The sequence below is a fragment of the Aeromonas sp. R7-1 genome (assembly GCF_040908115.1).
Classification (GTDB): Bacteria; Pseudomonadota; Gammaproteobacteria; order Enterobacterales; family Aeromonadaceae; genus Aeromonas; species Aeromonas caviae.
The window spans coordinates 282935-297333 of sequence record NZ_JBFODD010000064.1; the positions used below are offsets into that span (position 1 = coordinate 282935).

The following is a 14399-nucleotide window of genomic DNA, read 5'->3' on the forward strand; positions in this document are numbered from 1 at the left end:
ATTGACAGACAAACCGGCGAACCGGTGCTTTCCTAGCTTGCGATTTCCAGCCCCTCGCGGGACATTCCCTTGAATTCCGGCATGAGGGAGATCAGCTTGCGGCTGTACTCATGCTCGGCATTGGTGAACAGTTTCTCGGTCTCGGCCACTTCCACCAGATGACCGTGCTGCATCACACCGATGCGGTCGCACATCTGGCGGATGACCGGCAGATCGTGACTGATGAACAGCATGGTGAGCCCAAGCTCCTGTTGCAAGTCTTTGAGCAGGTTGAGGATCTGGGCCTGCACCGAGACATCCAGCGCCGAGGTCGGCTCGTCGCAGATGAGGAAGCGCGGGCGGGTCGCCAGGGCGCGGGCAATGGAGATGCGCTGGCGCTGGCCACCGGAGAACTCGTGGGGATACTTGACCCCGGCGCCGCGGCCCAGGCCCACGTGATCCAGCAGGTCCCCGACGATCTGCTCTATCTGCCGCTCGCTCTCGGCGAGGCGGTGGAAGCGGATCGGCTCGGCGATGATGTCACGCACCTTCATGCGCGGGTTCATCGAAGAGTACGGGTTCTGGAACACCATCTGCATCTGGCGGCGCAGGGGGCGACGCTCGTGCTCCCCTTTCAGGGCGGTGAGATCGATCCCCTCGAAGACAATCTTGCCGGTGTCGGGCGGATAGAGCCCGGTGATGGCACGGGCGATGGTGGATTTGCCGGAGCCCGACTCCCCCACCAGACCGAAGGTCTCACCCTCGAAGATCTCGAAGCTGATGTTGTTGCAGGCCCGCACGTACTGGCGGCGGCTCGGGAAGATGGAATCCTTGGTGACGAACTTCAGATCCACGTTCTCCACCCGCAGCAGCGCGCCTTCATAGGTGCGCTCGTCCTGACTCTGGCCGAGCCAGTGGGTCTTGAGATCGATGCTGGTATCCGCCGCACCGGCATCCTCGATATAGGAGACCAGGGGGAAGCGCACCAGCTTCACATCCGAGCGGGGAACCGCCGAGATGAGGCTGCGGGTATAGGGGTGATTGGGGCGGCCCAGCACCTGTTCGGTGGTGCCGAACTCCACCAGATCGCCGCGGTACATCACCGCCACCTTGTCGGTGACGTTGGAGACCACCCCCATGTCATGGGTCACCAGCATGCAGCCTACCTGGCGCTCTTTGCACAGGTTGCGGATGAGCTGGAGGATCTGATCCTGGATGGAGACGTCCAGCGCCGTGGTCGGCTCATCGGCGATGATGAGCTCGGGATCCCCGGAGAGGGCGATGGCGATCACCACCCGCTGGCGCATGCCACCGGAGAACTGGTGAGGATACTGCTTGATGCGCACGTCCGGGTTCGGGATCCCCACCGCCCCCATCAGCTCGAGGGCCTTGGCAAAGGCCGCCTCGCGGGACAGGTCGGTGTTGGCGAGGATGGTCTCCACCAGCTGCTGCTCCACGGTGAACAGCGGATTGAGGGAGGTCATGGGATCCTGGAAGATGAAACCGATGCGCGAGCCACGAATGGCCCGCATCTCGTTCTGGCTCTTGCCGGAGATGAGCTCGCCGTTGAGGTAGATATCGCCACGGGCGATGCGACCGGGCGGGCTCAACAGATCGATGACGGCGTTGCCGATAGTGGATTTGCCAGCGCCGGACTCACCGACGACGCCGACGATCTCGCCCTTTTCAACAGAAAAAGAGAGATCCTTGACCGCGGCAAGCACCCCGTAGCGGGAGGGGTACTCGATCCGCAAGTTTTTGACTTCAAGCAAGGACATGGTTACCTCTGCGGGGGACATCCGTCCCAAATAATTCGTCCGTAAATCAGCCGCAGATGCTGGTTGTGCCTTGGTACTGCTCGAGAGCCGTTGTTGTGTAATTAACGCTCAATCCATGAGGCAGCCAAACCAGCGATCCGGGCGGGTTTTTTGCATTTTTTTGGAATAACCCGCGAGTAAGTTAGTCGGTTTGCCCGCGGGTGTAAATGATCCAGTTATACAATTTCGCAATACTTTGCCCAGAGAATGCCGACACCCTGGGGTTAAAATGTCGATAAAAGTCACATTACCAGAGATTACGCTGGCAATGCGAGACCATCAACCAATTATGTTTCAACAAAATAGCAACAAACCATCTTATTCACTATAAGCATTATGCTGACCAGCTTCGAATGAGTAGTGAATATTTATGTGAAATGATTTTTTGACGGCAGCATATCCGGAGTAAGGAAAAATAGGCAGAGCTAAATAGGGACAATGCAGAAGGATCAACCTGGGCCACAGGCCCGCCGGCACGGCAAGCCGGGAGGGATTGCATACAAAAAAACGCAGGCCCCTCAGGGCCTGCGTGTGCGGTATATCCGGCCTCTTTGCAAGAGGAGAGGAGTGAAAAACAGCGAGAGGGCGTTCGGGAGCCGCCTCCCCTCACCAGTGGGCAAGCAGTTGCATGCAGGCCAGGGCGAACAGGCCGGCGATGAGATCGTCCAGCATGATGCCAAGCCCGCCGTGAATGCGGCGATCGAACCAGGAGATGGGCCAGGGCTTGAGCACGTCGAACAGGCGAAACAGCACGAAGCCCGCCAGCACCCACTCCCAGCCGGCCGGGGCCGCAATCATGGTGACCCCGAATCCGATGACCTCGTCCCAGACGATAGCCCCGTGATCCGGCATCCCGATGGCGTCGGTGGCGCTCTGGCAGATGCGGATGCCCGCCACGAAACCCACCACCAGCAGGGCGATGAACCAGGAGGTCGGCAGCCCGCTCACCAAGAGATAGAGCGGGATGGCTGCCAGGGTCCCCATGGTGCCCGGCGCCTTGGGGGAGAGGCCGGAGCCAAACCCCACCGCCAGAAAGTGGAGCGGGTTTTTAAGGTTCAGCCGCGTCAGCTCGGGCTTTATCTTGAAAGACATCATGCGAAGTGATCCCAGCCCTTGAGGTGCAGTTCGACGGGTTGTTCGTCCTGCAGGTAGTCGATGCCAGGCTCCCCGGCCAGGATGCGACCGATACGGGTGAACTTCACGCCACAATTGGCCAGCGCCGTGTCCAGGGCGCCGTGATGCTCCTGGGGCACGGTGAAGCAGAGCTCGTAGTCGTCGCCCCCGGCCAGGGCCAGCTGCCAGGCATCCATGGCCGGCACCGCATCCTGCAACACGGGGGAGAGGGGCAGCAGATTGAGATCGATCTGGGCCCGCACACCGGACGCCTTGAGGATGTGGCCGAGATCGGACGCCAGGCCGTCGGAGAGATCCAGGGCGCTGCTGGCCAGCCCGCGCAGGGCCTGACCGGCCAGGATGCGGGGATGGGGATGGTCGAGGCGCGGCAGCACGGCCGCCAGCTGGTTCTCGTTGAGGGTGCGCTTGCCCAGCAGGTGGGAGAGCGCCAGGGCGGCATCTCCCAGGGTACCGGTCACGTAGACCCCGTCACCGGCCTTGGCGCCGCTGCGCATCAGGGCGCGACCTGCCGGGACCGATCCTTTCACCGAGACGGTGATGGAGAGGGGCCCGCGGGTCATGTCTCCCCCCACCAGCGCCACGTTGTAGTACTCGGCGAGCTCGAGGAACCCTTCGGCGAAACCGGCGACCCAGCGCTCGTTGATGGCGGGCAGGGTCAGGGCCAGGGAGACCCAGCGCGGCTCGGCACCCATGGCGGCCAGATCGGAGAGATTGACCGCCAGCGCCTTGTAGCCGAGATCCACCGGATCCATGTCGGGGAAGAAGTGCACGCCGCTCACCAGGGTGTCCGTGCTCACCGCCAACTGGGCGTCGGGGGGCAGGGTCAGCAGGGCACAGTCATCTCCAGGGCCCATCACCACGTCCTTGCGGGCGTGGGGGACCTTGAAGTACTTCTCAATCAGCTCAAATTCACCCATACAGTAAAAAGCCAGCAATAAGCTGGCTCCTCTCTTAATTGCTGACGGACAGCAGGATCAGCGCTTGGGCAGCGTCTTGATCACCTTGTCCAGGACGCCGTTGACAAACTTGTGGCTGTCATCGGCGGCGAAGGCTTTGGCCAGCTCGATCGCTTCGTTGATCACCACGCGCGGCGGCACATCTTCACGACGGGTCAGCTCGTAGGTCGCCAGACGCAGGATCGCCTTGTCCACCATGTCCACTTCTTCCAGCGGACGGGAGAGGAAAGGCGCGAACACCTTGTCCAGCTCGTTGCAGTGGACCGCAACCCCGAACAGCAGATCGCGGAAATAGTTCAGGTCCACACCCTTGGTGTCCTGATCGATCTTGAACTGCTCTTCGATGTCGCCCACGTTGGCCTGGGTCATCTGCCACTGGTAGATGGCCTGGGTGGCGCAATGGCGGGCCTTACGGCGCTCGGACGGTTTCAATGCATTTCTCCTCGTTACACGTCCAGTTGTTTCAGGACGTTGATCATTTCGAGCGCGCTCAGTGCAGCCTCTGCACCCTTGTTACCCGCCTTGGTACCGGCGCGTTCGATGGCTTGTTCAATGTTTTCGGTGGTCAGCACGCCGAAGGCAACGGGAATGTCGTATTCCATCATTACCTGGGCCAGACCCTTGCCGTTCTCGCTCGCTACCAGTTCGAAGTGGTAGGTACCGCCGCGGATGACGGTGCCGAGTGCGACGATGGCGTCGTATTGACCGCTCTTGGCCAGCTTCTTGGCCGCCAGGGGAATTTCGACGGCCCCCGGTACGCGCACCAGGGTCAGATTGCTCTCCTGGACCTGACCTTGACGCTTCAGCACGTCCAGCGCGCCGTTCACCAGGCTGTCATTGATGAAGCTGTTGAAACGGGCAACGACAATAGCAACACGCGCCTCGGGAGCGGCGATATTTCCTTCGATAATCTTCATTGGAAATCCTGTCTCTGTGCAATCAATTAGGGGCCGGGCTCAAAAGTGCACGCATTCTAGCACAACAGAGCCGCGACAAAAAACCATGGCCGCAACGGGCGGCCATGGTGATGAATTCAACCGTACGCAGCGCTTACTCGCCGACGTACTCCACCACTTCCAGACCAAAGCCACCGAGGGCATGGTACTTCTTGGGAGAGCTCAACAAGCGCATCTTGCCGACCCCCAGCGCCTTGAGGATCTGGGAGCCGACGCCGACCCGGCGCGAGGTGCCCTGCCACTTGGCCCCTTCCGGTGCCAGCCCCTTGTCGGCGGCTTCAAAACCCTTGACCCGGGCCAGCAGCTCGGCGCCATGGGCTTCCGCCCCCAGGATCACCAGCACCCCGCCCTCGTCGGCGATGCGGGCCATGGATTTGGGCAGCGGCCAGCTGCGGGCGCTGTGGCGGTCGGTGAGCAGCAGATCGCTCAGCACGTCGTGCAGGTGCACCCGTACCAGGGTCGGCTGGTCGGCCTTCACGTCCCCTTTCTTCAGGGCGAAGTGCACCTGGTTGTCGATGGTGTCGCGGAAGGTGACGAGGTCGAACTCGCCATATTCGGTGGGCAACTTGCACTCGGCCACCTTCTCTACCGTGGTCTCGTGCTGGTTGCGGTATTCGATAAGGTCGGCAATGGTGCCGAGCTTGATGCCGTGCTGCTCGGCAAAGATCTCGAGATCCGGGCGCCGGGCCATGGTGCCGTCTTCGTTGAGGATCTCGACGATGACGGAGGCTGGCTCGAAGCCGGCCAGCCGGGCCAGATCACAGCCCGCTTCGGTGTGGCCGGCGCGGGTCAGCACACCGCCATCCTGCGCCATCAGCGGGAAGATGTGGCCGGGCTGCACCAGATCGGCGGCCTTGGCATGGGGCGCCACCGCGGCCTGCACGGTGACGGCGCGGTCGGCGGCGGAGATGCCGGTGGTCACCCCTTCCGCCGCCTCGATGGAGACGGTGAAGGCGGTGGAGAACTGGGCATTGTTGCGATCGACCATCAGCGGCAGCGCCAGCTGCTTGCAGCGATCCCGGGTCAGGGTCAGGCAGATGAGGCCTCGACCGTAGCGCGCCATGAAGTTGATGTCTTCCGGGCGGACACAGGAGGCGGCCATGATCAGGTCCCCTTCGTTCTCCCTGTCTTCGTCATCCATCAGGATCACCATCTTGCCAGCCTTGATATCGGCAATGATTTCCTGGGTCGTGCTCAGCGCCATGGGCTACTCCATCAACATGCTTGGGGATTGAGCCAGTCGGCTCGACTTGATACTGCGTATTGTGCTCTAGATGGGGGCACGCGGCCCCGTTTCAATCCGCGCGGGATCACAGAACCGCGTTTTCCCGTCAAAACGGCTCACAAGAATCCGGACTGGGCCAGCTTCTCCAGGGTCAGGGTAGAGGCACTGCTCTGCTCGCGCTTGCCCGTCATCAGCCGCTCCAGATAGCGGGCTATCTGGTCCACCTCGAGGTTGACCCGGTAGCCGGGTTTCCAGCGGGCGATGGTGGTCTCCTGGGCGGTGTGGGGCACGATGGTCAGCCGGAACAGATCCCCCTGCACGGCGTTGACGGTGAGGCTGATGCCATCCACCGCAATCGACCCCTTCTCGGCGATGTAGCGGGAGAGTTCCCCCGGCGCCTTGATCCAGTATTCGATGGCGCGGCCGCTGGACGATTTGCTCTTCACCTCGCCGATACCGTCCACGTGGCCGGAGACCAGGTGGCCGCCGAGGCGGGAAGTGGGCATCAACGCCTTCTCGAGGTTGACCGGATCCCCCACCTTGGCGGCAGAAAAACCGGTGCGGGAGAGGGTCTCCAGGGAGACGTCGGCGGTATAGCTGTGATCCCCGAGCGCCACCACGGTGAGGCAGACGCCGTTGGTGGCGATGGAGTCGCCCAGCTTGACGTCACTGAAGTCCAGGGTCGGCGCGTGCACGGTGAGGGCCATGTCCTCCCCCTGGCGACGCAGCTCGGCCAGGGTTCCCACCGCTTCGATAATTCCGGTAAACATGCAGATCACCTTGCTGATGACGGGGGCGACGGATGCCCCCGTGAACATTGAAAAATCAGGCTATTTTCGCAGTGATGCGAATATCCTGGCCAAGCATGCGCACATCCTTGAGGTTGAGTTTGGGGGCCTGGAACAGCCGGGTCAGCCCCGGCAGATGGAACAGGCCGCGCCCCTCATCCCCCATCAGTTTGGGCGCCTGATAGAGCACAAGCTCGTCCACCAGCCCCTTCTCCAGCAGGGCACCGCACAGCCGTGGCCCCGCCTCCACCAGTACCGAGTTGACGTTCTGTTTGGCCAGCAGCATGAAGAGGCTGACCAGATCCAGCTTGCCATCCAGCAGCGGCACCTCCAGCTGCTGCACCCAGGCGGGCCACTCACCGGATGCCTTGTGGCGGGCCAGCAGTACCGGGCTCTCGCTCTGGAACAGGGGCAGATCCGGGGTGAGCCGGTTTTGCGAATCCACGATGACCCGCAGTGGCTGGCGCAGGGTCTCTTTGGGATAGACCGCCTTGACCGAGGGGGGCAGCTCGTCCCAGCGCACGGTGAGGGAGGCGCCATCCGCCAGCACGGTCTCGGCGCTGGAGAGGACCGCATCGTGACGTGCCCGCAGCCGCTGCACGTCCCGGCGCGCCTCCGGAGAGGTGATCCACTGGCTCTCGCCACTCGCCATGGCGGTGCGACCATCCAGGCTCGCCCCCAGCTTGACCGTCACCAGCGGAAACGCGGTGCGCATCCGTTTGAAGAAACCGGGGTTCAGGGCCTCGGCTTCCGCGGCCAGCAGGCCGAAATCGGTCTTGATCCCCGCCTCGGAGAGCATCCGCAGGCCGCGCCCGCCCACCTGGGGATTGGGATCCACCATGGCAGCCACCACCCGGGTCACCCCGGCCTTGATGAGCGCCTCGGCGCAGGGCGGCGTGCGACCATGATGGGAGCAGGGCTCCAGGGTCACATAGGCGGTGGCACCGCGGGCCTCTTCCCCTGCCGCGTGCAGAGCATAGACCTCGGCATGGGGCTCACCGGCCCGCTTGTGCCAGCCCTCCCCCACCACCACGCCGGCCTTCACCAGCACGGCGCCGACGCAGGGGTTGGGGGCCGTGGTGTAACGGCCGCGCCGGGCCAGTTCGAGGGCCCGGCTCATCCATTGGTAATCGTCTTGACTAAACATCCGGGCTCCTGTGTCCAGCAACCTGTCCCCGGTGGCACGGCCATCCGATGGGACAAGAAAATAGGGTGTACGCGCTTGCCGCACGCCTTCTCGGGCAGATCGGCCATGGCATCTGACGCCATGGCGACGGACACACACATCGCAGGATGCGGCCGCACGCCCTCATACTCTTTCACCAGTGCAACGATGCGCTATCTGGATGTCTCACTGGTGTAACAACTGGCGCTGCCGCAACGGCAGCCCCTCTCTTATTCACATAGGGAGCGACAGGCCGGCGTTACTTCTCCAGCTTGGCGATCTCTTCCCCGAATTCGCGAATGTCTTCAAAGCTGCGGTAGACGGAGGCAAAGCGGATGTAGGCCACCTTGTCCAGGCTCTTGAGCTCATCCATCACCAGATTGCCCACTAATTGGGAGGCGACTTCACGCTCGCCGGTGGCCCGCAGGCGGGACTTGATGTGGTTGACCGCCTTCTCGATGGCCTCCATGCTCACCGGCCGCTTCTCCAGCGCCCGCAGAATGCCGGCCCGCAGCTTGTCTTCGTTGAAGGGCTCGCGGGAGCCGTTGGACTTGATGACGCGGGGCATGACCAGTTCGGCCATTTCGAAGGTGGTAAAACGCTCGTGACAGAGCAGGCATTCGCGACGGCGGCGCACCTGATGGCCCTCGGCCACCAGACGGGAATCGATCACCTTGGTATCAACGGCACTACAGAAAGGGCAATGCATCTGACCTCCGGCGTGGATGAAAATGGGCGCAGGCCCCGGGGGCTGGCGCTAGGCCGGCCAGTGTAACACGGCCATCCAGAGCCGGTAAAAGCCCATGAAAACAAGGGACAACCAGCCAGACCTTCGGGCAGGACTCAGTCGTCATAGGGCAACGCCTCGGGGTCGCAATCCTGGTAATCGGGGGCAGGATCCGCCGCGAACCGGCGAGCAGCCACATGGCTGTGGCCCAGCATCAGCGCCTTACCCACCCGGTGCATGCCATCCATCACCCGACCGGCGCTGTCCAGCAGGATGGGATAGGCGAGATCCGCCGCCATCATGAGCTGGCAATGCGCCACCACGCTGCGCACCGTGGGCGTGGCGTCGCCATGGCCGTACCAGTGGTCGCGGTCAAGCTCGGCAATCTCGCCGAGTGCCACCGCCTGCACCGGCAGGTTGCGGCTCAGCCGGATCAAACGGCGCACATCCCAGGCCAGCAGCCCCTGTTCGCTGGCGCGAAAGTGGTACTGGGCGCGAACCGTCTGCCGCAGTGACGCCTCCAGCACGTCCTCTTCCATGTCATTGCACATGGTCACCTCTGTCTCATCTTGCCAGGCGCTGCAAAAAACAATGCCACCCGAGGGTGGCATTGGTCTTCAACCTGAAGGTCAGGCTGATTATGCGTAGACCGGGAAGCGGCGGCAGATGTCCAGCACCTTCTCGCGCACGGTCGCCAGCACTTCTTCGTTGTCGTGGCTGTCCAGCACGTCGCAGATCCAGTTGGCCAACTGGATGGACTCGGCTTCCTTGAAGCCGCGGCGGGTGATGGCCGGGGTGCCGATACGCACGCCGGAGGTCACGAACGGGGAACGCGGGTCGTTCGGTACCGAGTTCTTGTTGACGGTGATGTTGGCCTTGCCGAGGGCTGCATCGGCATCTTTGCCGGTCAGCTCGCGACCGATCAGGTCAACCAGCATCAGATGGTTGTCGGTGCCGCCGGAGACGATCTTGTAGCCGCGCTCGATAAAGGTCGCCGCCATGGCCTTGGCGTTCTTCACGACCTGGGCCTGGTAGGTCTTGAACTCGGGCTCCAGCGCTTCCTTGAAGGCCACGGCCTTGCCGGCGATGACGTGCATCAGCGGGCCGCCCTGACCACCCGGGAAAACGGCGGAGTTCAGCTTCTTGTACAGATCTTCGTCGTCCGCGGCGGAGAGGATCAGACCACCGCGCGGACCGGCCAGGGTCTTGTGGGTGGTGGAGGTGACCACGTGAGCGTGGGGCACCGGGTTCGGGTAGACGCCGGCGGCAATCAGACCGGCCACGTGGGCCATGTCCACGAACAGGTAAGCACCGATCTTGTCGGCGATTTCGCGCATGCGGGCCCAGTCGACGATGCCGGAGTAGGCGGAGAAGCCGCCGATCATCATCTTCGGCTTGTGCTCAACGGCCAGGCGCTCCATCTCGTCGTAGTCGATCTTGCCGGACTCGTCGATGCCGTAGGGGATGATGTTGTACAGCTTGCCGGAGAAGTTGACGGGGGAGCCGTGGGTCAAGTGACCGCCGTGGGCCAGGTTCATGCCGAGCACGGTGTCGCCCGGTTGCAGCAGGGCCATGTAGACGGCGCTGTTGGCCTGGGAGCCGGAGTGTGGCTGCACGTTGGCGTAGGTGGCACCGAACAGCTCTTTGGCGCGCTCGATGGCCAGGGTTTCAACCACATCCACATACTCGCAACCGCCGTAGTAACGCTTGGCCGGGTAGCCTTCGGCGTACTTGTTGGTCAACTGGGAGCCCTGGGCTTCCATGACGCGGGGGCTGGTGTAGTTCTCGGACGCAATCAGCTCGATGTGCTCTTCCTGACGACGGGTCTCGTCTGTGATGGCCTGCCACAGCTCTGGATCATAGCCGGCGATGGTCATGTCACGTTTCAACATCCGTTTATCTCCTGAAAATCGTTTGCGCGATAGGTGAAGTGGGCCCGCGCATTGTAACGTGAGCTGGATCAAAGAGACAGTCCAACCACCCAAAAAATTGTTTATAAAATGTAAAATACGTCGCAAATTTCGAATCCCGCCCCCTGGCTTCGCTCATCCCCCCGACCTCCACACACCCGCAATCCGGCTCCAGCGATCGTCCCCGCTTCCCGGGCAAGGCGATAGAAACCAGAGCCAGATCATGGATATAGCATTTACTAACAGATAACATCTTTAGGCCATGGGACATCTGCACGAGCGGGTGTCGCTCCCTGCCATCCCGGAACACAAGGGGAAACGCCATGATGGATCATCTGATGCTGTTCGTGATTGTCGCGGTCTTCGCTCTCTTCTACTGGGTCTACTACACCGCCAGCCGCAAGGGTGCCTGCACCGCCAACTGGGAGACACTTCCCACCCGGGAGCAGTACCTGGCGGCCCATCCCGGCGCCGCCGACGGGGATCTCATCTTCTGCATCCATTGCGGTCATCATCAGCAGCGGGAGGTCGGCCTGGTGCACCAGATGGATTACCGCCGCCAGCACATCTGCCCCCGTTGCAAGCAGGTGCTCTATCGCGTCGAGGAGTAGGTCGGCCTCCTCGTCGCCCACGGTGATCCCGCAATAGCGACCCCCTCTCCTGGCGCTATCCGGCCAAAAGGCCCCATGAGTTTCCTTTATTTTTAAAGTCGTTAGAATCGGGGGCCATCAAGGCTCCCGATTGTCATCCACGGAGGAAAAATGCAGGAATTCATGGCGACCAGCGAACGCCGGGCCGAGCTTTATTGGTGGTTTTCCACCCTGTTTGCTGCCGAACTCAGTGATGCACAGATCGCTGAATACGACACCTATGACGTGCGCAGCTTCTTGAAGAGCCTCTCTACTCTCGACCCCATGCGCGAAGCCGTGGCCGAGCTCAACGACGCCATCGCCCGCCTGCTGGTGCGCCCCGAGCGCCAGACGGCGCTGGCCGCCGACTTCGCCGGCCTGTTCCTGAGCGCTCCCGGGCAGGGTGCCCTGCCCTACGAATCCCTCTACCGGGGCGAAGGCAAGCAGCTGATGCAGGCCCCCATGACCGAGATGCAGGCACGCCTCGATCGCCTCGGCATCAATGTCAGCGACAAGTACAATGAGCCTGCCGATCATCTGGCCATCGAGCTGGATCTGATGGGCAGCCTCATCATCCGCGCCGCCGAGTCGACCACCGCCGACCAGCGCGAGGCGTGGCTTGGCGAGCAGGAGTCCCTGCTGCACGGTCACCTGCTGGGCTGGTTCGAGCGCTTCGAGCAGGCCTGCCGGGCCGCCGACACGTTTGGCTTCTACGGTGCCAGTGCCCGCCTGCTGGGGGTGTTCCTCAAGATGGACGCCAACTACCTCTCCCTGGTCAAACCGGCACCGTCCGCCGACTGAGCCCGGCATGAAGACAGCCCTGCTTCTTATCGCATGCTGGCTGCTGGCCCTGATCCCGCTGGATCAGGGTCTCACTCCCCTCGTGACGCTGCTGTTCAACCCGGACCGCGCGCTCTACGGCACCGCCCAGCTCACCGGCTTTGCCGGCATCCTGCTGACCCTCTACCTCGCCAATCTCGGGGTGGAAGTGGTGCTGCGTCGCCGCTTCCAGATAGCGGGCATGCTGGCCCTGCTCGCCGCCTGGACAGATTTCATCAACAGCAGCGGCACCGAGAGCCACTGGCTGGTGCTCTACGCCATGGCGTTGCCGTTTCATCTGGTGGGCTGGCTGGTATTTGTTCGCGGGATCCAGGCGTTTGGCCGCCAGAAAGGCTGACATCTCGTTGATTTCACACCCTTCTCACACTTTCTTTCTCTCCTGACACTTCCTGCCATACTGACACAGTCGTCCAAATGACAAAGCAATCAATTCAGGAGCCCCCATGGAAAAAGTGCTGCCCGAATCGGTTCCGACACGGCATTTGTCAGGCCCGCTCTCTCCCTACGAGTTGCAACAGCTGTTCGCCCAGGCGCCCGTCGGGATTGGGGTCTTCGATCACGAATTCAGGTGTCGCGACGTCAACGGACGCTTTGCCGAACTGACCGGCCTCGCGCGGGCAGAGCACCCGGGCAAGACGCTGTTCGACATTGTCCCTGCCCAGACTCCCCAGCTGCTCCCGCTGTTTCAGCAACTGCGGCAAGGTCCCCCCCGATGCACATTTGAGGTGGAGATGGTCGGTCTCTCCCGCGCGGCCTCCCCGGCACGCTGGCAAGTGAGCGTCAGCTCCGTGCTGGATGAGGAGGGCACCTTCAGCGGCATCTTCCTCGTGATGAGGGAGTCCGTACAGACAAGCACCCACCTCGACGCACCCGCGTCCCCCGGCCTGCAGGAGATGACCCACCTTCATGCACTGCGTCTCTATCAGGCCGAAGCCCGCTTGCAGCACCTCTCCTATTACGATCCTCTCACCGATCTCGGCAATCGCCATCTACTGCAAGAGCGCCTCACCCTGGAGATAGAGACGGCCAGGGTGAACCACCACGTCCTGGCGCTGCTGTTCATCGATCTCGACGGCTTCAAGCTCATCAACGACAACCTGGGGCACAGTGCCGGCGATCTGCTGCTCAAGCTGTCGGCAGACCGCATTCGCCACTGCCTGCGCCCCGGAGACATCGCCATCCGGCTGGGGGCAGACGAATTTCTGGTGTTGCTGCCCGCCATCAGAGACACCCAGGATCTGCTGGGTCTCATCGAGGGGTTGCAACGCAGGCTGCACGATCCCGCCGACATCGCCCAGGAGCGGGTGAGGCTCTCCGCCAGCATCGGCGTCTCCCTCTATCCGGAGCATGGCCAGACCCCGGACAGCCTTATCAGCGCGGCGGACAACGCCATGCATGAAGCCAAGCGCCGTGGCCGCAACGGCTATCTGTTCCACTCCCCCGACATGACGGCACAGACCAGGGAGCGGATGCTGCTGGAGCAGGGACTGCTCAAGGCCATTGAGCAGCAAGAGTTTCGCCTGCTCTACCAACCCATGACGGATCTGGCGGATGGTCATCTCAGCGGCCTGGAGGCCCTGATCCGCTGGCAGCATCCCAGCCTTGGCATGATATCCCCGGACCGTTTCATTCCGGTGGCAGAGGAGTGCGGTCTCATCGAACCACTGGGCGAATGGGTGATGCGCACCGCCTGCCGGCAAGGGCAGCAGTGGCTAACCGAAGGGCTCGCCGTGCCCAGGCTCTCGGTCAATGTGTCGGTCAGGGAGATGCGCTCCCACGACTACGTGGAGCGGGTGACAGCCATTCTGGCCGAGACCGGTTTTCCTGCCGAGCGGCTGGAGATCGAGGTGACCGAGAGCATCATCCAGAGCGTGGATCACAGTCTGCGGCTCTTCACCCGTCTCAAGGCGCTGGGGGTGCAGATCGCCATCGACGACTTCGGCACCGGTTTCTCCTCCCTGAGCCTGCTCAGGAGCCTGCCCATCGATCGCATCAAGATAGACAGGGCCTTCGTCCAGGCGTTGCCCGACGACAAGCACAGCCGCGAGCTGTGCCGGACCATAGTCCAGCTGGCCAGTTCCCTCGGCATGGCCGTCACGGCGGAAGGGATAGAAACCCAGCCCCAGCGCCAGTTCCTGCAATCCCTGCGTTGCGAAGAGGGACAGGGCTACCTGTTCAGCCATCCCCTGCCAGAACCCAGCCTGCCTCCCCTGCTCCCCCTCCGCCATTGAGCCTTGGCCGCGCCACCACGCACGCAAAGAAGGGAGCCCATG

Annotated in this window: 15 protein-coding genes; 4 read left to right on the forward strand and 11 right to left on the reverse strand. The window is 62.6% G+C overall.

Features of this window, described 5'->3' with window-relative positions; all coding sequences use genetic code 11:
- Nucleotides 1–32: 32 nt before the first annotated feature.
- From AB5Y51_RS20110 to glyA, 11 genes are all read right to left on the reverse strand, one after another.
- Nucleotides 33–1757 (reverse strand): ABC transporter ATP-binding protein, encoded by a 1725-nt coding sequence (locus AB5Y51_RS20110; protein ID WP_010675387.1) that lies wholly within the window; start codon nucleotides 1755–1757, stop codon nucleotides 33–35.
- A 645-nt stretch (nucleotides 1758–2402) separates the two neighbouring features.
- Nucleotides 2403–2891: a phosphatidylglycerophosphatase A gene (locus tag AB5Y51_RS20115; RefSeq protein ID WP_010675388.1), complete on the reverse strand. Its 489-nt coding sequence runs from the start codon at nucleotides 2889–2891 to the stop codon at nucleotides 2403–2405.
- Complete coding sequence (thiL, locus tag AB5Y51_RS20120) at nucleotides 2888–3847, reverse strand: thiamine-phosphate kinase (protein WP_039040298.1); 960 nt, start codon at nucleotides 3845–3847, stop codon at nucleotides 2888–2890. The genes AB5Y51_RS20115 and thiL overlap by 4 nt, the downstream gene beginning before the upstream one ends.
- Before the next feature lie 57 nt (nucleotides 3848–3904).
- A complete protein-coding gene (gene nusB / locus AB5Y51_RS20125; RefSeq protein WP_010675390.1) occupies nucleotides 3905–4318 on the reverse strand; it encodes a transcription antitermination factor NusB in 414 nt (137 codons plus the stop codon).
- Nucleotides 4319–4332: 14 nt separating this feature from the next.
- Nucleotides 4333–4803, reverse strand: coding sequence for a 6,7-dimethyl-8-ribityllumazine synthase (ribE, locus tag AB5Y51_RS20130; RefSeq protein ID WP_010675391.1), 471 nt, complete (start codon nucleotides 4801–4803; stop codon nucleotides 4333–4335).
- Between the two features lie 133 nt (nucleotides 4804–4936).
- The gene (gene ribBA, locus AB5Y51_RS20135; RefSeq protein WP_039040299.1) at nucleotides 4937–6046 is read right to left on the reverse strand and encodes a bifunctional 3,4-dihydroxy-2-butanone-4-phosphate synthase/GTP cyclohydrolase II; all 1110 of its coding nucleotides are present in this window, start codon (nucleotides 6044–6046) and stop codon (nucleotides 4937–4939) included.
- A 137-nt stretch (nucleotides 6047–6183) separates the two neighbouring features.
- Nucleotides 6184–6837: a riboflavin synthase gene (locus AB5Y51_RS20140; RefSeq protein WP_041212973.1), complete on the reverse strand. Its 654-nt coding sequence runs from the start codon at nucleotides 6835–6837 to the stop codon at nucleotides 6184–6186.
- A gap of 55 nt (nucleotides 6838–6892) precedes the next feature.
- Entirely contained in the window at nucleotides 6893–8002 is a 1110-nt protein-coding gene (gene ribD / locus AB5Y51_RS20145) for a bifunctional diaminohydroxyphosphoribosylaminopyrimidine deaminase/5-amino-6-(5-phosphoribosylamino)uracil reductase RibD (protein WP_039040300.1), read from the reverse strand.
- A gap of 277 nt (nucleotides 8003–8279) precedes the next feature.
- The gene (gene nrdR / locus AB5Y51_RS20150) at nucleotides 8280–8729 is read right to left on the reverse strand and encodes a transcriptional regulator NrdR (RefSeq protein ID WP_010675395.1); all 450 of its coding nucleotides are present in this window, start codon (nucleotides 8727–8729) and stop codon (nucleotides 8280–8282) included.
- 134 nt (nucleotides 8730–8863) lie between these two features.
- Nucleotides 8864–9298, reverse strand: a complete 435-nt coding sequence (locus tag AB5Y51_RS20155; protein WP_368173169.1) for a hypothetical protein — start codon at nucleotides 9296–9298, stop codon at nucleotides 8864–8866.
- An 87-nt stretch (nucleotides 9299–9385) separates the two neighbouring features.
- Nucleotides 9386–10639, reverse strand: coding sequence for a serine hydroxymethyltransferase (gene glyA / locus AB5Y51_RS20160; RefSeq protein WP_010675397.1), 1254 nt, complete (start codon nucleotides 10637–10639; stop codon nucleotides 9386–9388).
- Between the two features lie 341 nt (nucleotides 10640–10980).
- Between glyA and AB5Y51_RS20165 the strand changes: the two genes are divergently transcribed.
- From AB5Y51_RS20165 to AB5Y51_RS20180, 4 genes are all read left to right on the forward strand, one after another.
- A complete protein-coding gene (locus AB5Y51_RS20165) occupies nucleotides 10981–11268 on the forward strand; it encodes a hypothetical protein (protein WP_010675399.1) in 288 nt (95 codons plus the stop codon).
- Between the two features lie 150 nt (nucleotides 11269–11418).
- Nucleotides 11419–12087 (forward strand): molecular chaperone TorD, encoded by a 669-nt coding sequence (gene torD, locus AB5Y51_RS20170; protein ID WP_039040303.1) that lies wholly within the window; start codon nucleotides 11419–11421, stop codon nucleotides 12085–12087.
- Between the two features lie 7 nt (nucleotides 12088–12094).
- Entirely contained in the window at nucleotides 12095–12463 is a 369-nt protein-coding gene (locus AB5Y51_RS20175) for a hypothetical protein (protein WP_045525778.1), read from the forward strand.
- A gap of 106 nt (nucleotides 12464–12569) precedes the next feature.
- Nucleotides 12570–14357 (forward strand): EAL domain-containing protein, encoded by a 1788-nt coding sequence (locus AB5Y51_RS20180; RefSeq protein WP_368179071.1) that lies wholly within the window; start codon nucleotides 12570–12572, stop codon nucleotides 14355–14357.
- Nucleotides 14358–14399: the final 42 nt, after the last annotated feature.